Source organism: Marinobacterium halophilum, from assembly GCF_003014615.1.
GTDB lineage: Bacteria > Pseudomonadota > Gammaproteobacteria > Pseudomonadales > Balneatricaceae > Marinobacterium > Marinobacterium halophilum.
This window is the reverse complement of sequence record NZ_PYGI01000018.1, coordinates 1-23,703: the sequence shown is the minus strand read 5'-3', so window position 1 is coordinate 23,703 and position 23,703 is coordinate 1. Positions and strand designations below refer to the sequence as shown.

Sequence of the window (23,703 nt, the reverse complement as noted above, 5' to 3'; positions counted from 1 at the left end):
GTCAGACTGTCTCATCGAAAATCAGACCGACCACGCCTTCCAGGTATTCGGCAAACTTGAGGGTTTCTTCCGTAGGAATCTGACGTACGACTTCGTCGGTATCCAGATCCATGACTTTAACAACGACTTTTTCAGTACTGTCATCAACCGAGAAGCTCAATGAGCGATTGCCGTTCTGCATCATCTCGTTCATCTTTTCGACAGCATCCTGCAGCTTTTCAATGGATAAAGCCGCACCTTCCGATGAATTGATCTGTTGTACAGAGTCGGTCACGCTGTTCACGGTAGCAACAGGTGCCGCGTTCGCCGCACTACTTGACTCAGGCTGCTGACGGGAAGATGTCGTCTGGCTGGCAAATGCTTGCTGGTTGGATAAACCAGAGGTTTCGATACTCATACCCTTACCTCTTATTCAGAAAGGCTACCCCTTGGCGGGGTAGCCCTTTTTTATCCGTTAAGGATAGACCTTAAAGGCTTACTGCAGCAGTGACAGGACCTGCTGCGGTGCTGCATTGGCCTGGGACAGCATGGCAGTACCCGCCTGCTGCAGTACCTGTGCACGGGACAGGTTAGCCGATTCAGCGGCAAAGTCAGCATCTTCAATTCGTGAACGGGCCGCTGACTGGTTCTCGGAGATGTTGGCCAGGTTGCTCATGGTGGAGTCCAGACGGTTACTCACCGCACCGAGGTCACCACGAATGCTGCTCACCTGTTCCAATGCACTGTCGAGAATATCGATCGCTTTCTGGGCACCGGCCACAGTAGAGATGTCGATATCGGCGACGGAGTTGCCAACAGAGGTAGCATTATTGGTTTCAATCAAACCGGTATTGGCAAGCGTTGCGTTGCTGCCATCTCGGAAGTCGATAGAAATCTCATCACCAGAGACAGAGTCCAGCGTCAGTGCACCAGTAGTTCCATCAGCAGTTGCGACCACACCAGTTTCTGCGCTCATTTTATTGATCGCTTCAGCCAGATTCGCACCCTGAGTCACGGCACCTGTACCAGCAGCGACAGCCCCGATTTCAACACCATTGAGGGTGATGTCACCTTCATTCAATGCTGCCTGGCCAGTATTTGCAACACCAGTAATATCGGCACCATCACGGGTCTGTACACCAATTGCAGCGGAAGCGGCCTGGCCAGTAGCACCATTGGTGAACGCAACATCTACGCTATCAACATTACTATCGGTGATGGTGAAGGACAGCTGAGCATTACCGGTCACATTTTCAGAACCATCAACAGCTGTGGCTGTATCAGCAACAAAGCCCGATGCCTGGGCACCTGCAAGCTTATCGGCACTATCAGTGGCTACTGTCAGTGTCGCGCCGGTTTCGCTTGCGATCTGCAATTTGCCGTTTTCATCCAGAGAAGCGGTCAGCTGACCTGCTGCCTGAGAGTTAATTTCTTCAACCAGCTCCTCCATACTGCCGGTGTCAGTGATCTGAATCGTATTACTCTCGGCGCCCGGACCCACAATGCTCAACTCAAGAACATTGGTATCACGGATAATACCGGTACCTTCATCAGCTGCTGTCATCTCGGTAAAGGCTGACACCTCAACACCAGAGACTTTTTCGTTGATGGAATCCAGCGCTTCCTGCAGGTTGGCAGAATCAGACAAGTCGCCCACTGCCTGAGAGTTGATTGTCATTGAGGTTGAGCTGTTCAGCAGTGTCAAGCCTGCGACCAAGGTACCGCCAGTTGCAGCAGCCCCTACTACATCACCACCTGCTTCACCACCAAGACCTTTCGCATCCAGCTTGCCGATTTCAGTGGAGATGGTCTGGTTCGCTTCAGAGCCTACCTGCAAGGTCAACTCACCCAGACTGCCGTCCAACAGGTTCTGACCGTTGAAGCTGGTAGTATCGGCGATACGGGTGATCTCTTCCTGCAGCTGCATCACTTCTGCATTCAAGGTCGAGCGGTTACCTGAATCGTAGGTTCCGTTTGCAGACTGAATAGACAGTTCACGCATACGCTGCAGAATGTTGCTGGTTTCATCCAAAGCGCCTTCGGCAGTCTGAATCAGTGCCTGGCCGTCGTTGGCGTTACGCACCGCCTGATCCAAACCACGAATCTGAGAGGTCATACGGTTGGCAATGGCCAGACCTGCAGCATCATCAGCAGCGGAGTTGATACGCTTACCACTGGTCAGACGCTCCATTGAGGTATTGAGGTCATTCTGACTTTTGGTCAGCTGGTTCTGCGCGTTGAGCGACATAATGTTTGAATTGATTACCATAGCCATGAGTATTTCTCCTCAGATATTGGCATCGCCATAACAGGCTTTGTTCCTAGAATGCTTGGCTAGCTGAACTAGCCTTTGCACCTTGTTCCATGCGGCAATGCTGCCGTTGATCAACTTTATCGGCCTACGTTCTCATGACTTAAGTACTTTCTTGAGTTTTTTCAGTAACCGGCTATACCATCACTGTGGCTGGACCTCCCGGAGTCCGTTAGGATAAGTGCATTCGAAATCCAGCAGGGCTGCTCGTCATGGCTAAGAACACTCGCAACAAAGAACACAGCAAGAACCGTCACAAGCAACATGGCAAGCAGCAGGCATCTATGCTTTCAGCAGCGAATAACACCCAAAATCCCTGGAGAAAAATAGCAATATACGCCATTCAAAAGGGACAGTGGGACGATGCCGAAACAGCTATACGCAAAGGGCTTGAGCACACACCCGAAGATGCACAAATGTTGCAGTTTGAAGGGCAGATGCATATCAACCGCGGCCAAGACGGAAAGGCTTTAATTGCACTTCAACATTCTCTGGACAATGACCCTACGCTGCCCGATACACATTTTTTCTTTTCCTATATTTACAAGCAGCAACACCAACTCGATAAGGCTTTGGCGTCCATTGATCAGGCATTGCAGCTCAACCCCAATTACAGTGAGTACCTGTTTCACAAGAGCACCGTTCTCGCTCAGCTAAACCGGCATACGGATGCCCTGGCCTTAGTGAACTCATTGCTGGAAACCTTTCCAGATTCAAGTCGCTACTGGAATAACGCTGGCATATTGTATAACGCGTTAGGCTCACCTAATGATGCACAGCACTGCTTCAACCATGCCATTAGACTCGAGCCGAATAATATCAGTGCCTTTTCCAATTTACTGACTTCGCTGCACTATGATCCTGTGCAAACGCAAGAAACCATTTTCAACGCCTGCCTTGAATGGGAGCGCCGGAGTACTGAAACCCCACGAAAACGTCCCACTTCGGCTGACTTATCAAACGGAAAGACGCTTCGAGTCGGCATGATTTCAGATGGTTTCCGCATCCACCCGGTCGGTCGCATGATCATCGCGGCACTAGAGCGTTTACCGAAAAATGCCTTTGAGTTATATGCGTATAGCAGCTGTGGCAGGGTTGATCCTGTGACTGAGCGATTCAAAGCAATCAGTCACTACCACGTTACTATTCATATGAGCGATGCGGAACTGGCAGAACAAATTCGTCAGGATGAAATCGACATACTGATCGACCTGGCTGGTTACAACAACGGCTCCCGTGTCCCCGTACTTGCCATGCAACCGGCCCCTGTACAGGTAAAATGGGTCGGCGGACTCATCAACACAACAGGACTCAGCACTGTCGACTACCTGATCACAGATAGCGTTGAATCTCCTTACGGTGATGACGCATTTTATACCGAGAAACTGATCAGAATGCCCAACGATTATATCTGTTATGAAATGCCCGAATACACACCTGAAGTTGCTGAACTGCCCTCACGAAAGAAAGGATTTATTACTTTAGGGTGTTTCAACAATCCAATGAAAATAAACCCCGTTGTACTCGAACAATGGGCCTTAATCATGCATGCTCTACCTCAATCAGTCCTGTTTTTGAAAGGTGCCGAGTATAATTCAGACGCACTGTGTGAACAGACACGGCAGGTACTGAAACAACAGGGTATCGACCACCATCGCATTATCATTGAAGGCTTCTCCCCTCATAACGAGCTGTTGGCATGCTACAACCGTGTTGATATCGCCCTTGATCCTTGGCCTTACTCTGGTGGCTTAACAACTTGCGAGGCCTTTTCCATGGGCGTCCCTGTAGTCACGATGCCAGGCCCAACATTTGCCGGCCGGCACTCGGCCACCCATTTGGTGAACGCCGGCATGCCTGAGCTGGTCACGAACAGCTGGGATGAATATCGCGAGCGCGTGCTAGAGCTGGCATCTGATCTAGATAGCCTGACCACCATCCGGTCACACTTGCGCACTGTTCTACTGCAGTCACCCGTATGTGATGCCGAGACCTTTGCCGGTCATCTGAACAATGCCCTTAGAGCCATTTGGCAGCGTTATACGGAGAACAAAGCACCAGCGGCACTGAGCTTTAATGAACAAGGTGAAGTGCTGTTCGAAGATGAGCACGCGCCAGTCGAGCTACACTACCCAGAAGCCCCTCCAGAAGCAGAAGGTAACACGTTCAACTGGACATTTGATGGCCGAGTGATTGCCATCGACCATGGCGCACAGCTACTGAAAACGCCGATCATCAAGCAGATGCTAGATCTAGGTACCTTGGAACTGGTGGTTTTCGATCCTGCCAGCAATCAAACAAAGAACCCGGTAATTTCCCAATCAGGCTGCCATTACTATCCAAACATGGCGCTGGGCAATGGCAAACCTGCAACCTTGTACGCCTGCCAATCGGCACAGCACAGCGGCACACTGGAACCCGCACCTGCCGAACACATGCAACAAACAACACAACAGGCATTGCAGCTGTTGGCACAACTGCCCGTAGCAACGGCGTCATTGGACACAATTAATGAATTACCGAGCCTCGACTGGTTGGTACTTGATGACCTGAATGACAGTTTGGCCATACTGGAAAATGGCCAAACGTCGTTGGCCGATACATTATTGATTCATACCAACGTTGCCTTCCAGCCGACGCATGTCCGACAGCCAAACTTTACCGAAATGGCTCATTGGGCTAGCCGAAATGGCTTCAGGTTCTATTGTTTTGCCGATCAGAAAGAACATACGCCGGTGCCCCAAAATATTGTCGGTGCCAACCGCTACAGCGACGAATTGGTTGCAGCCGCCGCACTGTTCATCCCTGACCATGACAGGATGCACAGATTAAATGCCAACCAGCGCATGAAATTGGCGTTTATTGCCGACAGCGTTTACGGGCTAAAAGGATTGAGTTACGACGTGCTAGGTGGCAGTTCACACCCACTGGCAGAGCAATACATCCACTACACAACCGAAAAGCTGAAAACACAACTTCAGCCCAAGACACCGAGTGCAGGTACCAAAGTACAACCACGTATCGTTACACCTAACCACCAACAGCCAAGTGCCGCCAGTTCTGCCCAGCCCACAGCTGCAGCCACCCCTGCGGCCACTTTTGACTGGGGCCTCAATACCAAGATATCCGTAGTCGATATCGGTGCTAACCCGATCGACGGAACTCCGCCATATCGCACATTACTCGACAAAGGCCATGTACGCCTTGTCGGTTTTGAGCCTCAGAGCGAAGCACTCAAGAAGCTCAATCGCATGAAGGGGAAAAATGAAACATATCTACCCCACGCCGTCGGTGATGGCCAGGAAAAGACTCTGTACTTGTGTCACGCAGAAGGCATGACCTCAACCCTGGAACCAAATTTTGAACTCCTGAATCGCTTCCAGGGCTACCCAATTTGGGCGCAAGTTAAAAAAGAAGTACCCGTCAAAACGCATAGATTAGATGATATTAACGAAATTAAATCCATAGACTGGTTAAAAATCGATATTCAGGGTGGCGAACTTTCTGTTTTCAAAAATGCAGAAGAGAAACTGAAAAACTGCTTGGTCATTCAAACAGAAGTGAATTTTATTTCACTGTACAAGAACCAGCCTCTCTTTGCCGATATCGATGCATGGATGCGCAAACATGGCTTCATGTTGCATACCTTACTCGAACAGCGAAAGAGATTGTTTGCTCCCATGGTTGTACATAAGCAAATACACCAGGGTATTAATCAGCTCACGACTGCTGATGCTGTATATGTGTTGGACTTTGATCAACTACAAAAAGTTGATGATGCATCTATTATGAAGCTGGCTTACATCATGCATGAAGCATACGGGTCGTATGATTATGCATTGAATCTATATGGTCTTTTGGACAAACGCAATAAAAAGACCAAGACACAACTTGCTGCTGACTACCTTCATGCTATAAAAGATATCAATATCTCACTTGATGGCGTGGAAACGCCCAGCCAGCAAGCGGCTAACATGCTGTTAAGCAAACCCGAAAGCTATCTGAAACAGGTAGGTTGGTTAAAATCCATTCTATCCAGAGAAAGCGTAACAGCCGACGGTGTTGTCCCTTGGGTCACCTATCCATTTATTCATTTTTTCAATGAACGAGTTAAGGCTGAGTTTAGCGTTTTCGAATACGGCAGCGGAAACTCAACCATTTGGCTCAGCCAAAAAGTGAAAAAAGTGGTGTCTGTTGAGCATGACGAAAACTGGTTTAAGAAAATTAAAACCATGCTCCCGTCCAATGTAGACTACATCCACCACCCTCTGGTGTACGGTGGCGATTATGGACGAGAAGTATTGAAGCCTCAGTATGCAAATGCATTTGATATCGCATTTGTGGATGGGCGCGATCGGGTAAACTGTTTGAGGAATGTCGTGCCATCGCTCAAAGATGGTGGTGTCGTGATTTTGGATAACGCAGAACGATCAGCCTATGACGAAGGCTCAAATTTTTTGCTGTCACAGGGCTTCAAGCGTATTGATTTTACCGGAATGGGGCCGATCAACATCGTCGCATGGTCCACTGCCGTATTTTATAGAGAAAACAACTGTTTAGGTCTGTAATGATGGAAAATACATATGAACTTGCCACACGGTTACTGCAGGTTACAGAGTCATTACACCAGAGCGCAGAAGCTGAGAACTGGGATGCTTTACCTCAACTGCAACAGCAACGTGTTCAGCTGATTCACGCACTGGAAAACAGTTCCGAGCCTGATATGACGCAAGAAACGCTGACAGCTATTCGACAGCTGCTCATTCAATCACAGCTCATTGAGCGCCAAGCATTGGTCATCATCACGCAGCAGCAAGAAAAGATCAGCCACGAACACAATCAGCTGCAACAGAACCAAAAAGCTCGCAAGGCCTACGGCAGTTTTAGCTGATTTCTACTGGAAGGGCTGAGGCCCTTCCACACCTCAAATATACTTGAACAGGCTCAGGTCCTTGATCTGCGAAAAGCTCTGATAAGCGGCTTCCAGGACAGTTTTCTGTAGCGCAAAACGGCTGATCGCATCGGCGTAATCCAAGTCTTCAAAGGAAGACAGTGCCTGCTTGGTGTACAACTGATAATCCGTATTGACCGACTCCTGCTGGTCCAGCGCGTTGATGCGTGCGCCCAGCGAGGTACGAGCACGGATGTTACTCTCTTCCGCCTGCGTCAGGGTATCCAGCGTGCCGGCAATCAGTGAATCAAACTCCTTTTTCTGTTCAGGGTCGGACAGGTCCAGGTTTCTAAGGCCATCACTGAGCTTGAGCGCCACGTTGAGCGGGTTGGTTTTTTCGGCACGCAGATCTACTTCAGCGGTGTAGCTGCCCGCAGGAGTGCTGGTATTCAGGCTGATCGACAGTCCCAACACATCTTCCAACTGGTTGGTGGGATCGCTAGGGTCGGCTGTATTGTTAAATAACTCGTCACCGTCTCGGTTCGTCACCACAATTGTTTCAGGGGGCACCGTGTTATCCACAGCAAACGACAATGGCAAATCGGCTTCGCCGACCGCTTCCTCAAACAGCGCTCGATCACTAATACTGACCCCGGTCAGCACACCATCCGGGTTGTTGCTGACAACAGCCTGTTCCAACCCTTCGATCTGCTCGAACAGTTTTTGTCCCGAGTCAGTAGAGGCGATACGGTTGTCCGGCCCGATCTGGATGAAACGCTGGCCACTGTCACCCTGATACAGATACTGTTTTTGCGCTTCATCGTAAGCATAGGCCGGCTCATCCCCCTGATAACCGGCGAACAGATACTCGCCCTGGGCATCTTTGGTGTTCATCAGACCCAACATCTGCTGAGTCATCTCATCCACTTCCGTCGCCAACGAGTCACGATCCGCCGCCGACAAGACGCCGTTACCGGCCTGAATACTGATCTCACGCAGGCGGATATTGATGTTGTTGATCTGCTCCAGCGCGATCCCTTCAAGCTCCAGGCGGCGACGGGATACGTCGATATTGCCCTGAAACTGATCGTTGAGTGCCACTTCCTTTTTCAGCTTAATGATCTGGGCCGCCGCCAACGGATCATCTGATGGCTGCAGGACCTGCTTGCCGGTCGACAGTTGCTGCTGGGTTTTGAACAGATCGTTGTTGGTACGGCTCAAATTATCCAGATTGGACAGGAATACCTGGGCTGTGGAGATACGCATGGATGACTCCTTATATCGCGCCGATCAGGGCATCAAATATGGTTTGCGAGGCCCGGATAAGCTGTGCTGACGCCGAATAGGCCTGCTGGAACTGGATCAGCTTGGCAGCTTCCTCGTCCAGATTGACGCCGCTGACGCTCGCGCGAGCCGCCAGATTGGCGTCCAGCACCGATTTGCTGGCTTCGGCGTTAATCTGTGCCACCGCCGTCTGAGTACCAACCCTTTCGATCAACTGCCCATAACGATCCTGGTAAGACGCCTTATCGACTGTACTCTTGTCGAACTGCAGATCCGACATGGCCAGCGCGTTGCGGTTGTCGGAAACCCCGCCCTCGTTGTAGCCAACGGTAAAGGTATCACCCGCTTTCGGCTGATTGGTGATCACTACCTCATAGCCCACATTTCCGGGCAGCTGCAGCGGCTCTCCGGCCACAAACGGCGTTGCCTCAATAGGCAGAGTAGCTGGGTCACTGAGATCAATCTCGATAGGGTTATCGGGATCACTAACATCAAACGCACGGTAGAACGATTGCATATTGCCGGAGCCAGCAGGTACTTCCGCTTCACTGAACTCGATCTTGATCGGCGTGCCCAGCTGGTTGTTATTGATACCCAACTGCTCGGGCCGGGTTACGGTGACGTTGGCAACACCGGTGCCTTCATTACCGGCATCCGCTTCGATCTTGACCGGTGATGCCAAGGCCAGATCACGCGGGTCCTGCAACACCATATCGATATCCGATGCTGCAGTGCGGGCAGGACGGATGACGAACTGATCGCCGCCGCCGAAATCATTACCGGCCGGGTCCATGCTCAGAGTGAAACCGTCAATGCGCAGGGTCAGTTCACCGCTGGCCGGGTCACGGTACATTTGCTGATTGCCGTCTACCGATTCAGCATCTGCAGCCGTTGTGAATTGTGACGAGTTCCACTGTTTGCCATCACTTTCACGCACCATGGTGAAGCTGTTGTCGGCACCGAAGATCACTTTGTATTCGCTTGCTTTCAGCTCGCTGGTATCGTCGATATGCACCGTCGCGCTGCTGACATCAACGGTGTTGCGGCCGTCACTGAGGACCCGGTTCGCCATCGCGTTGGGGTCATTGATGTCCGTAAACAGGTGTCCGCCGAGTTCGCCATCCAGATCCATGCCCTTCATATGCTGAGAGTTCATGGTATCGGCAAATGCCAGGGTGATGATGCCGATCTGATCTCGTGCGGTATCCAGCATGTTGTCACGATAATCGAGCAAACCACCGATCTCGCCACCACCAATCTGGGCCGTGATATCGTTAACGTTATTGCCTATCTGCAACGACACATTAAGCCGGCTGGCATCGGCAGGGTCGACGGTGGTGACCAGTCGATTGGAATCCTTGCCCATTACCAACGGCTCGCCCTTGCCGATAAAGACGTTAACCTCACCGGTCGCGTTATTGTCGACCGTGGTGAAGTTAACGAAGTTGGACAGCTTATCCAACTGAGCATCGCGTTTGTCCAGCAGCTCGTTGACCTGACTACCGGCTGCCGTCGCAATGCGCAGCTTGTCGTTGAGCTCGGCGATATTGCTGGCGATCGCGTTGACCTGAGCGGTTGAGCTCTCCAACCGACCGTTGAGGCTGTTGTTCTGGCGCTCCAGGTTCGCATCCATATCGTTCAGACGCTGCACCAGTGCGTTGGCCTCGGCCACAAACAGCTCACGGTTGGGCAGGCTGGTCGGATCATCGACGGCGGTTTGCAAGGCACCGAAATAGGTGTCCATGGCGGAGGAGATACTGGTCGCTTCCGAAGCTAACAGGTTATCCAACTCACCGGCGAACATCTGGTAGAGCTCGGCATTGCTGTAGGACGCCTTGTCTGCCCAGATTTGGCGATTGAGGAACTGGTCCGCGATCCTGGAGATGTCATACACTTCAACGCCGCCAAGGCCTTCCCGCGAGGCGAATTCCGGCCGCTGACGGCTATAGCCATCAGTGTTGACGTTGGCGATGTTCTGCCCGACTACAGACAGAGCCGACTGATTGGATGACAGGGCTTGCGAGCCCAAATTAAGCAAACCGTAACTCATTATATTCCTCCGATGAACGGCATCACCGCCGCTCAACCTCTATTCTATATCGGCCCGAACTCAGCCTTCTTGAGCCGTACCGTTCACGCCCGCCAGCAAATCACCGTTGAAGATCCGTTCGATCTTGGTGGCATACTCGGGGTCGGTGGCGTAACCGGCGTTATGCAGTTCACGCACAAAGCGACTCGGGTCCGCGCCCTGCTCCAGTGCTTGCTGATAGCGCGGATTGCTCTGCAGAAAGTCGACATAATCACCAAAACTGTCGGCATAATCCGTGTAGGCACGAAAGCGAGCCTGCTCTTTTTCCGCCACACCACCACGGTATTCCAGTGTCTGTACCTGCACGGCATCACCCTGCCAACGACTATCCGCCTTGATATTGAACAGATTGCGACTGCTCTGACCACTGGCGGCATCACGGGTAATGAATTTGCCCCAGCCGGTTTCCAGCGCGGCCTGTGCCAGCAATATCGACGGGTTCACGCCCAGCGCCTGCGCGGCCTTCTCGGCCAGCGGCATCAACTGCTCAATGAACTGGGCCGGAGTATCAAAACGGGCTGGCAGGCTCTCCTGTGCATCCGCGTCTGCGAGAGCGCTATCCACTTCGATCTCATTCTCCGGCTCGGTCGCGGCCGTATCGACCGGTGCGCTAAAGGTCATGCCTGCGGGCGGGGTCACCGGTCCGTTACCCAAGGCACGATTGAGCATCTGTTCAGTCAACGATTGTGTTTCCTGTTGCTCGTCATCACCCAGCTCAGGCCGAGTCACCGCGTCTGCACGCTGGCTCAACTGCTGCACGATAATATCGGCCAAGCCCATGCTTTCCTTTTTCGACAGATCCAGGGTCAGCTGCTGGTCGAACATCTCTTGATAGAACTTCACATCGTTGGAATTGAATGGACTATCAGTGGCCAGCACATCGTTGGCCTGCCGCATGGTTTTAAGCATCATGTTCATGAACAGCTGCTCAAATTCCTGCGCTACGCCTTTCAAGGCGGCCTGTTCATCGGTCTTGGCCTGTCCCTTGAGCTTTTGCAGCTGATTGAGATCGGTAAACAGGCCAGGTGAGGAGGCATCAAAGCCGCTTTTGATTGTCATCAGATCACCACCAGTTCGGCCTTCAGAGCACCCGCCTGTTTCAGTGCTTCCAGTATTGCCATCAAGTCGCCCGGTGCGGCACCGACCTGGTTCACCGCCTCGACGATATCGCTGAGCGTGGCCCCCGGTGCGAACTCGAACATGCGCCCGGAGCCTTCATCGATTTCGATCTCGGTACGTGGGGTGACCACAGTTTGGCCGCCACCCAGTACGTTTGGCTGAGTCACCTCCAGGTTTTCACTGATCGCCACAGTCAGGCCGCCGTGAGTAATCGCCACCGGTGAGACGCGTACATTCTGGCCAATGATGATGGTACCGGTGCGCGAGTTGATGATGACCTTGGCCGCTTCTGTGCCGGGGTCGACTTCCAGATTCTCCAGCACCGACAGGAAAGAGACACGCTGTGACGGGTCACGCGGTGCACGCACTCGAATTGATGCCGCATCCAGTGCCATCGCCATATCCGGCCCGAGCAGGCCATTGACCTGTTCAGCGACACGACGGGCGGTAGTGAAGTCCGGCTGATTCAGGTTGAACATCAGGCTATCGCCCTGGGCAAAGGCGTTGGGGACGGTACGTTCAACCGAGGCACCATTGGGAATACGGCCAACGCTGGGCACATTGAGCGACAATCGCGAACCGTCGTTGCCCTCGACACCGAAACCGGACACCACCAGGTTACCCTGCGCAATTGCATACACATTACCGTCTGCCCCCTTGAGCGGGGCCATCAACAGACTGCCGCCTCTCAGGCTCTTGGCATCGCCAATAGTGGATACGGTGATATCGATGGTCTGTCCCGGCTTGGCAAACGGCGGCAGCTCGGCATGAATCGCCACCGCTGCAATGTTCTTGGACTTGGGGTCTACATTCGGCGGAATGGCCACACCGAAATTGTTGAGCATGTTGCGAAACGTCTGTGAGGTGAAGCTGGTCTTGTCACCGGTGCCGTCCAGACCTACCACCAGGCCATAACCGACCAGCTGGTTGGAACGGACACCCGCCACACTGGCAATATCCTTGATCCGTTCGGCCTGCACCGGCGCAACCGCCAGCAGCAGCCCGAACACCAACGTCATCTGCTGAATCAATGTACGCATGCTATTCACCTCAGAAGGGCCAGAGCGGGCTGATAAAGAAGCGTGCCAGCCAGCCCATTACGTTGGAGTCGTGCGCAGCACCAGTACCACTGTAGGTAATGCGGGCGTCAGCCAGACGGGTCGATTCGACCATGTTATCCGGCCCGATATCCTGCTTGCGCACCAGGCCACTGATGCGGATATATTCGTCGCCCTGATTCAGGGTCAGCCACTTTTCACCGCGCACCAGCAGGTTGCCATTGGGCAATACCTGATGCACGGTCACGGTGATATTGCCATTCAGACTGTTGCTCATGTCGGATGAGCCTTCGCCATCAAAGCTGCTGTCAGAGTTCATGGAAGCGCTGAGCGGATTGCCAAAGACACTCAGGTCACGCCCCAGCACATTGGGCGCACCAATCGACATGTCGTTGCTTTTATCCACTGTGGTGGAAGCACTTTTGGATGACTGGGTCCGCTCGGTAAGCTGTACGGTAATGATGTCACCAACCCGATAGGCACGGCCATCGCCGTATAGATCCATACCGCTGGCTGCAGCGTAGATGGAGCCGGTGACCGGCTGTGGCTGTTGCATCTGCACCGGCTGGATCGGGGCATAATAGGGGTTGTCCGGCTTCGCCGCCTTGTTGACACAACCGGTCAACAGCAGCACCGCCATTGTTACCATGACGTGCATACCCGCTTTCATCTTGCCTGCCCCTTTATCCGAATTAAAAAGTGCTCAGATCATCACAACTGCTGGCTGACGTAGCCCAGCATTTCGTCGGCGGTGGAGATCACTTTGGAGTTCATCTCATACGCCCGCTGGGTGGTGATCATGTTAACCAGCTCTTCCACGGCATTAACATTGGAACCTTCGAGAACACCTTGCTGAAGCATCCCAAGCCCATCTTCACCAGCAACACCGATAACAGGCGCGCCACTCGCTGCCGTTTCAATAAACAGATTCTGACCAATTGCCTGCAGTCCCTGCGGGTTGGCGAAGTCGGCCAGCTCCAGCTGCCCCAGCTCCACTGGGTTCGGATCTCCGGCGACTGAGACACTCACGGTACCATCGCCCCCCACCGAGAAGTTAGTCACACCCTCTGGCAAGGTAATAGCCGGCTCGATCAGGTAACCCTCAGCTGTTACCAAACGGCTTTCACCGTCGAGATGTAACGTGCCATTTCGGGTGTAGGCAGCATCACCATTCGGCTGCGTCACCTGGATGAAACCACGACCATTGATCGCCACATCGAAAGGCTGATCGGTTATCTGCAGATCCCCTGTTTGAAACATTTTCTGCGTACCAACCGTCCGCACCCCGCTGCCCAGCTGCAAGCCCGATGGCAACTGCGAATCTTCTCCAGTCGCGGCACCCGGCTGGCGGCGTACTTGATACAACAGATCTTCAAATTCCAACCGGTCTTTTTTGAAGCCGACCGTATTAGCATTAGCCAAGTTATTGGAAATGACCTTGAGCTGAGTATCCTGAGCACTCAGGCCGGTTTTCGCGACGTGCAAAGCACCATGCATGATTGAGACTCCTTTAAAGCGTTATCAGCTCATTTGCAGAATTTTGGCGGCCGCAGAAGAGTTTTCCTCGGCAGTTTTCATCATTTTGACCTGCATCTCGAACTGCCGTGACAGGCTGATCATTGCGGTGAGGTCGGATACGGCATTAACGTTACTCGCTTCCAGATAGCCGGAACGCACCTGTACATCCAGCGCCGGTGGCAGCGGCACATCGTTATCGGTGTGCATGAAGCTATCTTGCCCCTTATACAGCGCACCCGCTTCCGGTCGAACCAGTTTGATTTGATCCACCAATGCCAGCTCCGCCGCGTTCTCGCCCAACGGCCTGATGGTGATGGTGCCATCATTGCCGATGAAGATGTTTTCTGCCGGAGGAATGACAATCGGAATGCCGCCATTGCCCATCACCGGCAAACCACTGCCTGTCACCAACTGATTGGCGGCATTGATCTGCAGCGCACCGTTACGGGTATAAACCTCACTACCGTCCGGCCCGATCACACTCATCCAGCCCTCACCGTCGATGGCAATATCCAGGTCTCGTCCGGTCTCCATCAGCCCGCCACTTTCCAGATTGGTACCCGGCCGCTCACTCATTGAATACACCCGCGACTCAAAACCGTCGCCCAGCACCCGCATGGCACGGGCCTGCTCAAGATCGCTCTTGAACGCCGTAGTGGTCGCATTGGCCAGATTGTTGGCGTGAACCTGCTGGGCCAGCATATTTTCGCGTGCGCCGGTCATGGCGACGTAGAGAACCTTGTCCATCAACTGCTCCGGTAAGGGCTTGCCGCTTCAGATCATATGATGGGTATTAAGCAATATACATGCCAAAAACAAGAAAGCCGGGCAATTAGCCCGGCTTTCTTGAAGTGCAGTCTCAGTAATCAGATCTGCAGGATACTCTGTGTTACCGCATTCAGGGTTTCCAGGGTCTTCGAGTTGGCCTGGAAGTTGCGCTGACCTTCGATCAGCTTAACCAGTTCTGCCGATAGGTCGACATTCGAAGACTCCAAAGCTGCTGACCGCAAAGTGCCATTCAGACCGGTGCCAGGCGGATTCATTACAGCATCACCCGACGTCAAGGTCGCCGACCATTCGGTATCGCCGTTAGGCTGCAAACCGGACTGGTTTTCGAAAGATGCTATCGCCACCACGCCCAAGGCCTGGTTCTGGCCGTTGCTGAACGAGGCAATCATCTCACCGGTACCGGCAAACGTCACCCCGATCAGGTCACCCTTGGTATAACCGTCCTGCAGCTGACTCTTCACAATTGAAGACGATGCGAACTGGGTTGTGCCCGACATATCCAGCTCAATCTTGGTTCCGGGGTTGGCCGGGTCTGCACCAGAGATCGTGATACTGGGAACAGCACTGCCTGCCGAGAAGAAATCACCGTCTTCCTGAATATTCACCCCACGCAGCAAACCATTGGTCGGGTTGAAACTCAGCAAAATGGGACCAGGCTCTGTCCCCTTGGCTTCACCGGGGTCCGTCAACTTGCCCAGATCCAGCTGTTCTTCACCATTCAGGTATGCGTAAGTGCGATAGTATCCCTGATAGGAATTATCACCTTGGGCAATGACTGCAGGATCAACTGTCTGCGGCCCAGCCCCAGCAGCAGCACCGCCGAAGTCGAAACCTGTCAGGTCATTGACCTGTACCAAGTCCAGATCGGTGTTATTAACATCACCTTCGATCGCCTTGAACGTCACCTTGATACTCGGCGGCGTGCTATTGGTATCCAGCTGCACAGACTCGATATTCGGGTTGGCTTCCAGAATCTGAGGTTCGAATTCAGCAATACGGCGACCAATAACACCGGCATCACCCGCATTTTCGATATCGATCTCAACACCACCAATGGTGATAACACCGGATGCAGGAGCCGTTACACTCCCGATGTCATAAGACCAGACTTCATTCGCAGCGCGGTAATTGTCCGGCCCCGTCAGCAGATTGGGAACGCTGTTGGTGCCATCGGTTACAACAACATCGCCAGAGTCCGTGGCCCACGCCTTCAACTCAAACGTCAGCGCCGCACCTGGGGGCGCAACCGCCGGATCATAGCGTACAGAAGTCACATCAATGCGCGGGTCCGCATCGGCCAGATCCACAGCCCATTGCGGCAGATTGTTCGGATCGATTGCGGGATCACCTGGAAGTGGCGCGCCGGTAATATCCACCCCGGACAAAGTCGTCGCGGTATTATCAAATCCGTACACATTGCGCTCAGGGGACTGCTCACGCAGGTTGAACTTGATCGTATGCTCGTTACCCAGACTATCAAAAGTGCGCATCGTCGTGGTGTAGGTAAACGAACCCGGCTCATCCTTGTCATAGCTCTGCAGCAACTTTGACGCATCGTCACGGGCATCGATATTGAATGACAGATCGATGTTCTCGGTCGCCTTGGGCGGGCTCTCCTTCTCGGTCACGGCCATATTGCCGATCGGCAGGCGGTTGCCATCAGCATCCAGACCATAGCCCTGCAAGAACTTGCCGTTCTTGGAAACGATGTAACCGTCCTTGTTCAGCTCAAAGGCACCGGCACGGGTATAGGTCACACCGCCCTGGCCGTCATCCAGCTGGAAAAAGCCGGAACCGTTGATCGCCAAGTCCAGGTTGTTGTTGGTGAACTCGATCGTGCCGGCCTTAAAGTCCTGAGCAATGTCAGTCACGGTGACGCCCGAACCGGCCACGTTGGCAGAACCGGCACCGACTACCGCGGTCGCATAGATATCGCCAAACTCGGTACGCGATGACTTGAAACCCACGGTGCTGGAGTTGGCAATATTATTACCAGCCACGTCCAGCATGGTGGTGGATGCCTTCAGCCCTGTTACTGCTGTACTGAAACCTGCCATTGTTCTCTTCCTCGCTTAACCGAGCTGTTTCACATCACTCATATCGATAGAACCGATCGCGGTATTCACCTTCATACCGATCCCGTTCTGCCCCAGAGTGACGCTATTGATGTTGAAGCCCATGTAGGTTGCCACTTCCTCATACTTGCCTTCAGCTCCCATGGGAGTCTCGGCAACGATGCGGTAGTTACCTGGCGGCACACCCGGCCCCGCCTGCCAGACAAAGTTATGATCGCCGGGCGGCTGTGCACCCATGCTCACTTCATCAACCTTGGTACCACTTGCATCATAAATACTGATCCGCACGTCGCTGGCGCTTTGCTCCAAACTCACCAAACCATCCACATACCCCTCTTCCTCATACAACTGAGCGATATTGGTGTTCACGTAAGCGCGTTGCCCCACCATCGACGAAGCCTGCAAGGCTGCCTGACTGCTGAGCATGGTGTTGCTCATGTTTTCCATGGTGGCGGACAGGTTCTGAATGCTTTCGACACTGCTCAGGTTGGTGATCTGCTGCATAAAGTCAGCCGGGTCCGCCGGGCTCGACGGGTCCTGATTCTGCAGCTGCGCGATCAGCAGTTTCATGAACATCTCACTGTCTTCAGACTTGCCGGCCTGCGGTTTGGCCTGGCTCTGGTTCGCCTGATTGATCTGGTCGAAGATGTTACTGCCGACGCCGTTTACGTTACTCATGGCGCTATCCTCTCAACAGCCTTATTGCCCCAGCGTAAGCGTACGCTGCAGCATTTGTTTGGCCGTATTCATAATATCGGCATTGATTTGGAAGGAGCGCGAAGCCGATATCATGTCTGCCATCTCCTCCACCACATTGACGTTGGGATACCAGACGTAGCCCTGCTCGTCCGCCATCGGATGATTGGGCTCATATGCCATGCGCAGTGGTGAATCACTCTCGACCACCTCCTGCACTTCAACACCCTGCCCCGGCACGAGTGAGCGGTACGCTTCCGGCAACTGTTCAGGCGCAATCTCTTTAACGGCAAAGATCGGCTTGCGCGCGCGGTAGGTATCCACCTCGCTGGAACTCACGCTCTCGGCGTTGGCCAGGTTACTCGCCGTGGTATTAAGGCGAACGGTCTGTGCCGTCATGGCGGAACCGGCAATATTGAAAACATTACTCAATGACATGCTTATTCACCCTTGATCGCACGAACCAGCCCCTGGAACTTGCTGTTCAGAAACTGAAAGGACGCCTGATAACGGATGGCGTTATCGCTATAGCGCGCCATCTCTTCCTGCACTTCGACCGTATTGCCATCAACGGAAGGCTGATTGGGCGTACGGAACAGCAGGTCGGCGGCGGTATCCGGTGACAGGAACTCATCCTGATGACCGGTTTCGGTCTGCGCCAGCGACAGGCTGTACTGACTCGAAGTTTCACCCGCCAAAACAGAGGCAAAGTCGAGATCACGCGCCTTGAAGTTGGGAGTGTCAGCATTGGCAATATTGTTGGCCAGCACTTCGGCACGACGCGCACGCAATGCCAGTGCATCATCGTGAATACCCAGTGCTGAATCGAAATTGACCGCCATGTAGCTCTCCCAACTGCAAGAATTTGATTGCACATAAAACAATGCAATTCATATGCCAAGTTAGGAGCTACTGCGTTTTATAGGGTGCGGGAAGGTCGCGAGAGAGAATCAGGATACAAGAAAAGGGACAGTGGTGGGCAAAAGCGGCAAAGCCATACCGGCAAAGCGGCAAGGCCATCGCAGCCTTGCCGCCCGAGTCAGATCGCCTGATAGATAATGCCGGGGCGGCAATGAATCATTTTGTAGAGGTCGGACAAGCCGGACAGAGACTCTGAGGCGCCCAGCAGCAGGTAACCGCCCGGCCGCAATTGACGATGCATCTTGCGCAGAATTTCCAGCTTCACGTCGGAAGAAAAGTAGATCAGTACATTGCGGATGAAAATCAGATCAAACTGCCCTAGCGCACCGTAAGGGCCAAGCAAGTTCATGCTCTGAAAGCGTACTCGACTTTTTATCTTGGGCGCTATTGTCCAGCTACCGCTTTCAGTGGACTGAAAAAATTTGTGCAGACGATCCTGAGACAAGCCGCGCCCCAATGCCAACATCTCGTACTCACCCCGACGGGCCTGATCCAGGACAGTAGACGAAATATCAGTCGCCAATATCTCTTCGCCGGATGAAAACGCACCCGGTGTCTGCTGCTTGAACTCGTCGATCACCATACTGATTGAGTATGGCTCCTGCCCCGTTGAACAGGCCGCCGACCAGATCCGCAGCTTCTGAAAACGGCTACTGGCATGAAGCTCGGGCAACAGTTTGTTACGCAAAATTTCGTACGGGTGTATATCACGAAACCACAGTGTTTCGTTGGTGGTCATCGCATCGATGACCTGCTCTTTCAGGGTACCGCCGCCCGGCCGATTCAACCGGGTGACCAATTCATTCAGATTGGTGCAGCCCTGTTGCTGCATGATTTTGCCGAGACGGCTCTGCACCAGGTACTGCTTGTGTTCTGCCAGCAAAATACCGCAGCTTTTCTCAAGAAACGTGCTGAACTCCCGAAACTCGGCAGGCGTGATACTAAAGCTGCTAGTCACCCAGTCTTACTCCCATCATCCCTGTTCGACTTGGCGGATACGATTGACGACCACACCCGCCAGTTCATTGGGGTTAAATTTGGCGAGGAAGCCATCAGCCCCCACCTTTTTCACCATCGACACATTGAAGCCACCACTCAGTGAGGTATGCAGTACTACGTGCAAACCGGACATGCGCTGATCTTCACGAATCATGGAAGTGAGGGTGTAACCATCCATTTCAGGCATTTCAATATCGGAGATCACCATCAGAAACAGCTTCTCGACACTGATATCCTTGTCCAACAACCCCTTGAGCAAGGACAGAGCCTGACGGCCATTATTGGCCACTGACACTTTTACACCAAGATCTTCAAGGCTACGTTGCATCTGGTTACGCGCAACTGCCGAGTCATCGACAATCAGCACATGGTGCTCACGCGCCCGGGCACGCACTTCACTGGTTGCCACTTCGTCGCTGACATCCGTCGGCATAGGGTAAAGATCGGCCAGAATCTGCTCAACATCAAGTATCTCGACCAATTTCCCTTCGTATTCAAATACGGCCGTCAGGTAATTCTCCGTGCCGATCTCCTTCGGTGGAGCCATAATCTGATCCCACTGCGTATTCAGGATACGATCGACCTTGCGTACCATAAACGCCAGCGTACGACGGTTATATTCGGCAACAATCAGAAACGTTTTGCTCAGGTCCTCATCGGGGATGGGGTGGCGACCAATCGCTTCGGATAGGTCCAGCACCGGTATGGTTTCACCACGGATATGCGCCATCCCCTTGATGGCCGTTGTCTGGCGCGGCACTTCAGTCAACTCAGGGCACTGCAGCACTTCGCGGACTTTGAAGACATTGATGCCATATCGTTGATTGGTTTCCAGCCCGAAGAGCAACAGCTCCAAACGGTTCTGCCCTACCATCTGCGTACGCAGGTTTACAGTATCCAGGATCCCTGACATGATCTAACCAACCCCGAGGTCACTAACGATGAGTTTAGCCCGGCTGGACAGCCAGGACACCCGCGTGAATCACAATACTTTAACACCAGTTGCCGCCGTTTTTGCCATAGTCTGCGGATTAATGCATTCCTTTTCCGCATTCGCTGACGATACCTCAATCCAAATCAAACAACAGGTAACTGAAGCCATTAAACAACACTTTACCGAAAAAGTGCCAGACAGTCGCGTCGAGGTCCAGCTGAACCCGGTCAACCGACAACTGCAGCTCTCTCCTTGCAGGCACCCATTGGCTATCAACATCCCGTTTCACAGCGGCGCACGCATGACTGCAAAGGTCAGCTGTTCGACACCGCGCTGGAGTTTATTCGTCACCGGCAAGGTCAATGTCTTCAAAACGATCGTCACGGCCTCCAGCCCTATCCTGAAAGGTAGTCGCATTCGGCCAGGACTGTTGCAGTTGCGTGAGCATGACATTGCTTCATTAAGGGGTGACTACTTTCACCGTCAACAGGACGTGACCGGCCGTATTGCCCGTATCGACATCAGCGCTGACAGTGTTATCACACCGCGCATGCTGACCCTGGCCAACGCTGTAAGCCGCGGCGATGCGGTCATTATCGAAGCACGACGTGGCACTATACTGATCCGCACAGAAGGCACGGCCGAGGAAGATGGCCGTATCGGCGAGATGATCGATGTCACCAATCGCCGCTCGGGCACTGTTATTCGCGCACGCGTCACGGCCAGCGGTCGGGTCCAGGTACCCTGATCGCCGTGGCCGTCAGCTTTCGCTATACTGACGGTATTTATTGATCACCGGCAAAAAATACTAAAGTTTTCTTCAAGGTGCCCGATACCTTTGCACAGAACAGATTGCGAGGTAATTGAACATGGCTATCGATTTTCCCGGCATGTCACCCGCCCCCGCGGCCGGCAACCGTGGTAAAGTCAGTGAGCAGCAGACACCAGGCAATGCGCAAACGCCAGGATCTGCAAATATGCAGACGTCCAAGCCCGACATCAGTGATACCGTACGTATCAGTGATACGGCTCAGGCGCTTCAGCGTTCCGTCGGCAAGCAAGACAGTAGTGCCGATGTCGATACTGATCGGGTCGCACAGATCAAGGCAGCCATCGACAGCGGAAGCTACAAGATTGATAACGAACGCGTTGCCGAACGTATGCTGCAATTTGACAAACTTCTGGGCTGACTGTCTGAATGGCTTTACCGATTTCACCTGAATATGCATCACAGCTGCACACCCTGATCGTTCAGGGCACTCAGCTGTTACAGGAACTGACGACACTGCTCGATACCGAGCTGGAAGCGATGCAGGCACGTTCCCTGGATGCACTGAACGCCAGTAACCGGGACAAGCAAACCTGTCTACTGGCGATCGACCGCAACATTCGCGAACGCAACGGCCTGCTGGATCTGCAACAGGTTGCACATGATCGTGCCTCTGTACTGGCTTTGCTGAACCGCATCGCCGAGCCCGACGCCCAAGTGATGACAGACGCCTGGCATCAGCTGGAAGCCGTGCTTGACGAAATCCGCACTAAAAACCAGCGCAACGAACAGGTGCTGCTACGCAGCAAGCAAAGCAACGACCAGCTGCTGGCATTGCTGCAGGGACATGCACAAGGCAACTCCATCTACGACCAGAAAGGTGACAAGGGTCGCTATGAAGGCCAACGTAGCCTTGGCAAAGCCTAGTCAAAACGCCTGTTGACCGTTAGAATCCTCCCCGTTCAAATCATGCCTCAGTAGCTCAGTTGTATAGAGCAGCCCCCTCCTAAGGGGCAGGTCGCAGGTTAGAGTCCTGCCTGGGGCACCATTTATTACAATGACTTACGTACATTTCGTGTTCAGTTTAACCTGTAAAAATAGCCAAAAACCCAAAGTGCACCAAGATGCGCACCAAGATTTTGCCTTTGCTTGCTCTTGCATACGTTTCACCTACCCACTCATTCTTCAAGCTCAAAAGCACTTTGAGCAGTAAAAATCACCGCTAACAACGACACCCCAGCAGATCTGCGCCCAGGTTATAGCTCCTCTGAATATTTCAGAGAACTCTGATCATGATGCTCGCCATGCTTCTACGCATGTATCAAGCACTTGACCAACACTCAAGCCTTCTCCAGCCTACCCTATGTGTCAGCGTAGTTGTCACCTGAACATTTCAGAGGACAACAACCATGCCCCATTACTCAGAAGAACGTAAAGCCGCTATTCTCCAGAAGATGGCACCACCTCATAGCCTGTCCGTTGCTGAGTTAGCCCGCCAGGAAGGCATCAGCAGTGCCACCCTGTACAATTGGCGTAAAGCCGCCAGAAAACGAGGTGTTGTGTTGCCGTCCAATTCAGCGTCACCCGATAAATGGACCAGCGAAGACAAGTTTCGCATGGTGCTTGAAACCGCGCCGATGAGCGAAGCTGAGCTCAGTGAGTATTGCCGTAAGCACGGTGTGTATCCAGAACAGATCGAAGCCTGGAAGGCCGCCTGTATGGGGGCCAATGCCCAAGCCGATGAACAGGCCAAGCACCATCGCCAAAGCAGCAAAGCTGAGCGCAAACGGATCAAACAGTTGGAAGCGGATCTACGCCGGAAGGACAAAGCACTGGCAGAAACGGCTGCACTGTTGATCCTGTCAAAAAAAGCCGAGGCGATCTGGGGCCCCAAAAACGAGGACGAATGACCCGCCTCCCGGATCGCCAGCATGCCGTTAGCCTGATCCAAGAGGCTCAGCGTAACGGTGCATCGCTGGTCAAGGCGTGTGCCTTGCTAAGCCTGAGTGTGCGCACTTATCAGCGCTGGACGGCACATCAGGCGGTGAGCGCCGATCAGCGGCCGGTCGTACCCAGACCGATGCCGCACAATAAACTGTCAGAGCAGGAGCGCGAGACTGTGATATCGCTCTGCAATCAGCCGCGGTACCGGAGTCGCCCACCGGCGTTTATCGTCGCGGATCAGCTTGATCGGGGATGCTATCTGGCGTCAGAGTCCACGTTCTACCGGATCTTGCATGAGCGTGATCAACTGCATGCCCGAGGTCGGCA

The 23,703-nt window shown here is 53.2% G+C and carries 22 protein-coding genes, 1 tRNA gene and 1 pseudogene; 8 read left to right on the top strand and 16 right to left on the bottom strand.

The window, feature by feature from the left end:
• Nucleotide 1 precedes the first annotated feature (1 nt).
• On the bottom strand, nucleotides 2-397 hold the full coding sequence (locus tag CLV44_RS12720; protein ID WP_106592496.1) for a flagellar protein FlaG: 396 nt from the start codon (nucleotides 395-397) through the stop codon (nucleotides 2-4).
• Between the two features lie 78 nt (nucleotides 398-475).
• Nucleotides 476-2,254, bottom strand: a complete 1,779-nt coding sequence (locus CLV44_RS12715; RefSeq protein WP_106592495.1) for a flagellin N-terminal helical domain-containing protein — start codon at nucleotides 2,252-2,254, stop codon at nucleotides 476-478.
• Nucleotides 2,255-2,502: 248 nt separating this feature from the next.
• Between CLV44_RS12715 and CLV44_RS12710 the strand changes: the two genes are divergently transcribed.
• Both CLV44_RS12710 and CLV44_RS12705 read left to right on the top strand, forming a co-directional pair.
• Entirely contained in the window at nucleotides 2,503-6,858 is a 4,356-nt protein-coding gene (locus tag CLV44_RS12710) for an FkbM family methyltransferase (RefSeq protein WP_106592494.1), read from the top strand.
• The gene (locus CLV44_RS12705) at nucleotides 6,858-7,181 is read left to right on the top strand and encodes a flagellar protein FliT (RefSeq protein WP_106592493.1); all 324 of its coding nucleotides are present in this window, start codon (nucleotides 6,858-6,860) and stop codon (nucleotides 7,179-7,181) included. The genes CLV44_RS12710 and CLV44_RS12705 overlap by 1 nt, the downstream gene beginning before the upstream one ends.
• A gap of 33 nt (nucleotides 7,182-7,214) precedes the next feature.
• On the opposite strand, the gene flgL is transcribed toward CLV44_RS12705, so the two are convergent.
• The 14 genes from flgL to CLV44_RS17650 all read right to left on the bottom strand — a co-directional run bounded on the left by flgL (nucleotide 7,215) and on the right by CLV44_RS17650 (nucleotide 20,952).
• Nucleotides 7,215-8,447, bottom strand: coding sequence for a flagellar hook-associated protein FlgL (gene flgL / locus CLV44_RS12700; RefSeq protein WP_106592492.1), 1,233 nt, complete (start codon nucleotides 8,445-8,447; stop codon nucleotides 7,215-7,217).
• A gap of 10 nt (nucleotides 8,448-8,457) precedes the next feature.
• The gene (gene flgK / locus CLV44_RS12695) at nucleotides 8,458-10,515 is read right to left on the bottom strand and encodes a flagellar hook-associated protein FlgK (RefSeq protein WP_106592491.1); all 2,058 of its coding nucleotides are present in this window, start codon (nucleotides 10,513-10,515) and stop codon (nucleotides 8,458-8,460) included.
• A gap of 60 nt (nucleotides 10,516-10,575) precedes the next feature.
• On the bottom strand, nucleotides 10,576-11,613 hold the full coding sequence (gene flgJ / locus CLV44_RS12690; RefSeq protein ID WP_106592490.1) for a flagellar assembly peptidoglycan hydrolase FlgJ: 1,038 nt from the start codon (nucleotides 11,611-11,613) through the stop codon (nucleotides 10,576-10,578).
• Complete coding sequence (locus CLV44_RS12685; RefSeq protein ID WP_106592561.1) at nucleotides 11,613-12,692, bottom strand: flagellar basal body P-ring protein FlgI; 1,080 nt, start codon at nucleotides 12,690-12,692, stop codon at nucleotides 11,613-11,615. The genes flgJ and CLV44_RS12685 overlap by 1 nt, the downstream gene beginning before the upstream one ends.
• 31 nt (nucleotides 12,693-12,723) lie before the next feature.
• Nucleotides 12,724-13,401 carry a flagellar basal body L-ring protein FlgH gene (flgH, locus tag CLV44_RS12680; protein WP_245912688.1) on the bottom strand — a complete coding sequence of 226 codons (678 nt, stop codon included), beginning with the start codon at nucleotides 13,399-13,401 and terminating at the stop codon, nucleotides 12,724-12,726.
• Between the two features lie 41 nt (nucleotides 13,402-13,442).
• Nucleotides 13,443-14,228, bottom strand: coding sequence for a flagellar basal-body rod protein FlgG (gene flgG / locus CLV44_RS12675; RefSeq protein WP_106592489.1), 786 nt, complete (start codon nucleotides 14,226-14,228; stop codon nucleotides 13,443-13,445).
• 24 nt (nucleotides 14,229-14,252) lie between these two features.
• Complete coding sequence (gene flgF / locus CLV44_RS12670) at nucleotides 14,253-14,996, bottom strand: flagellar basal-body rod protein FlgF (RefSeq protein ID WP_106592488.1); 744 nt, start codon at nucleotides 14,994-14,996, stop codon at nucleotides 14,253-14,255.
• Between the two features lie 119 nt (nucleotides 14,997-15,115).
• Nucleotides 15,116-17,095, bottom strand: coding sequence for a flagellar hook protein FlgE (locus CLV44_RS12665; RefSeq protein ID WP_106592487.1), 1,980 nt, complete (start codon nucleotides 17,093-17,095; stop codon nucleotides 15,116-15,118).
• Nucleotides 17,096-17,110: 15 nt separating this feature from the next.
• Complete coding sequence (locus CLV44_RS12660; RefSeq protein WP_106592486.1) at nucleotides 17,111-17,791, bottom strand: flagellar hook capping FlgD N-terminal domain-containing protein; 681 nt, start codon at nucleotides 17,789-17,791, stop codon at nucleotides 17,111-17,113.
• Between the two features lie 21 nt (nucleotides 17,792-17,812).
• Nucleotides 17,813-18,247: a flagellar basal body rod protein FlgC gene (gene flgC / locus CLV44_RS12655; protein WP_106592485.1), complete on the bottom strand. Its 435-nt coding sequence runs from the start codon at nucleotides 18,245-18,247 to the stop codon at nucleotides 17,813-17,815.
• A gap of 2 nt (nucleotides 18,248-18,249) precedes the next feature.
• Nucleotides 18,250-18,651 (bottom strand): flagellar basal body rod protein FlgB, encoded by a 402-nt coding sequence (gene flgB / locus CLV44_RS12650; RefSeq protein WP_106592484.1) that lies wholly within the window; start codon nucleotides 18,649-18,651, stop codon nucleotides 18,250-18,252.
• A 197-nt stretch (nucleotides 18,652-18,848) separates the two neighbouring features.
• A complete protein-coding gene (locus tag CLV44_RS12645) occupies nucleotides 18,849-19,688 on the bottom strand; it encodes a CheR family methyltransferase (RefSeq protein WP_106592483.1) in 840 nt (279 codons plus the stop codon).
• 15 nt (nucleotides 19,689-19,703) lie between these two features.
• Nucleotides 19,704-20,642: a chemotaxis protein CheV gene (locus tag CLV44_RS12640; protein WP_106592482.1), complete on the bottom strand. Its 939-nt coding sequence runs from the start codon at nucleotides 20,640-20,642 to the stop codon at nucleotides 19,704-19,706.
• Between the two features lie 154 nt (nucleotides 20,643-20,796).
• Complete coding sequence (locus tag CLV44_RS17650) at nucleotides 20,797-20,952, bottom strand: hypothetical protein (RefSeq protein WP_281257834.1); 156 nt, start codon at nucleotides 20,950-20,952, stop codon at nucleotides 20,797-20,799.
• On the opposite strand from CLV44_RS17650, the gene flgA reads away from it, so the two are divergent.
• From flgA to CLV44_RS12610, 6 genes and pseudogenes are all read left to right on the top strand, one after another.
• A complete protein-coding gene (flgA, locus tag CLV44_RS12635; RefSeq protein ID WP_281257832.1) occupies nucleotides 20,881-21,411 on the top strand; it encodes a flagellar basal body P-ring formation chaperone FlgA in 531 nt (176 codons plus the stop codon). The genes CLV44_RS17650 and flgA overlap by 72 nt on opposite strands.
• A 121-nt stretch (nucleotides 21,412-21,532) precedes the next feature.
• Nucleotides 21,533-21,853: a flagellar biosynthesis anti-sigma factor FlgM gene (gene flgM, locus CLV44_RS12630; protein ID WP_106592480.1), complete on the top strand. Its 321-nt coding sequence runs from the start codon at nucleotides 21,533-21,535 to the stop codon at nucleotides 21,851-21,853.
• A gap of 8 nt (nucleotides 21,854-21,861) precedes the next feature.
• Complete coding sequence (flgN, locus tag CLV44_RS12625; protein ID WP_106592479.1) at nucleotides 21,862-22,359, top strand: flagellar protein FlgN; 498 nt, start codon at nucleotides 21,862-21,864, stop codon at nucleotides 22,357-22,359.
• A 44-nt stretch (nucleotides 22,360-22,403) separates the two neighbouring features.
• A tRNA-Arg gene (locus CLV44_RS12620) sits at nucleotides 22,404-22,480 on the top strand.
• Between the two features lie 361 nt (nucleotides 22,481-22,841).
• On the top strand, nucleotides 22,842-23,342 hold the full coding sequence (locus CLV44_RS12615; RefSeq protein ID WP_106592478.1) for a transposase: 501 nt from the start codon (nucleotides 22,842-22,844) through the stop codon (nucleotides 23,340-23,342).
• A pseudogene (locus CLV44_RS12610) lies at nucleotides 23,339-23,703 on the top strand (helix-turn-helix domain-containing protein); the annotation flags it as partial. The gene CLV44_RS12615 and the pseudogene CLV44_RS12610, both read left to right, overlap by 4 nt.

Coding starts and splice junctions, on each gene's coding strand:
- CLV44_RS12720 (WP_106592496.1), bottom strand. CDS start 397: ATGAGTATCGAAACCTCTGGTTTATCCAACCAGCAAGCATTTGCCAGC.
- flgK (WP_106592491.1), bottom strand. CDS start 10,515: ATGAGTTACGGTTTGCTTAATTTGGGCTCGCAAGCCCTGTCATCCAAT.
- flgM (WP_106592480.1), top strand. CDS start 21,533: ATGGCTATCGATTTTCCCGGCATGTCACCCGCCCCCGCGGCCGGCAAC.
- flgG (WP_106592489.1), bottom strand. CDS start 14,228: ATGCATGGTGCTTTGCACGTCGCGAAAACCGGCCTGAGTGCTCAGGAT.
- CLV44_RS12715 (WP_106592495.1), bottom strand. CDS start 2,254: ATGGCTATGGTAATCAATTCAAACATTATGTCGCTCAACGCGCAGAAC.
- CLV44_RS12685 (WP_106592561.1), bottom strand. CDS start 12,692: ATGACGTTGGTGTTCGGGCTGCTGCTGGCGGTTGCGCCGGTGCAGGCC.
- CLV44_RS12640 (WP_106592482.1), bottom strand. CDS start 20,642: ATGTCAGGGATCCTGGATACTGTAAACCTGCGTACGCAGATGGTAGGG.
- flgC (WP_106592485.1), bottom strand. CDS start 18,247: ATGTCATTGAGTAATGTTTTCAATATTGCCGGTTCCGCCATGACGGCA.
- flgJ (WP_106592490.1), bottom strand. CDS start 11,613: ATGACAATCAAAAGCGGCTTTGATGCCTCCTCACCTGGCCTGTTTACC.
- flgF (WP_106592488.1), bottom strand. CDS start 14,996: ATGGACAAGGTTCTCTACGTCGCCATGACCGGCGCACGCGAAAATATG.
- CLV44_RS12705 (WP_106592493.1), top strand. CDS start 6,858: ATGATGGAAAATACATATGAACTTGCCACACGGTTACTGCAGGTTACA.
- flgH (WP_245912688.1), bottom strand. CDS start 13,401: ATGAAAGCGGGTATGCACGTCATGGTAACAATGGCGGTGCTGCTGTTG.
- CLV44_RS12660 (WP_106592486.1), bottom strand. CDS start 17,791: ATGAGTAACGTAAACGGCGTCGGCAGTAACATCTTCGACCAGATCAAT.
- flgB (WP_106592484.1), bottom strand. CDS start 18,651: ATGGCGGTCAATTTCGATTCAGCACTGGGTATTCACGATGATGCACTG.
- CLV44_RS12710 (WP_106592494.1), top strand. CDS start 2,503: ATGGCTAAGAACACTCGCAACAAAGAACACAGCAAGAACCGTCACAAG.
- flgN (WP_106592479.1), top strand. CDS start 21,862: ATGGCTTTACCGATTTCACCTGAATATGCATCACAGCTGCACACCCTG.
- CLV44_RS12665 (WP_106592487.1), bottom strand. CDS start 17,095: ATGGCAGGTTTCAGTACAGCAGTAACAGGGCTGAAGGCATCCACCACC.
- CLV44_RS12615 (WP_106592478.1), top strand. CDS start 22,842: ATGCCCCATTACTCAGAAGAACGTAAAGCCGCTATTCTCCAGAAGATG.
- flgL (WP_106592492.1), bottom strand. CDS start 8,447: ATGCGTATCTCCACAGCCCAGGTATTCCTGTCCAATCTGGATAATTTG.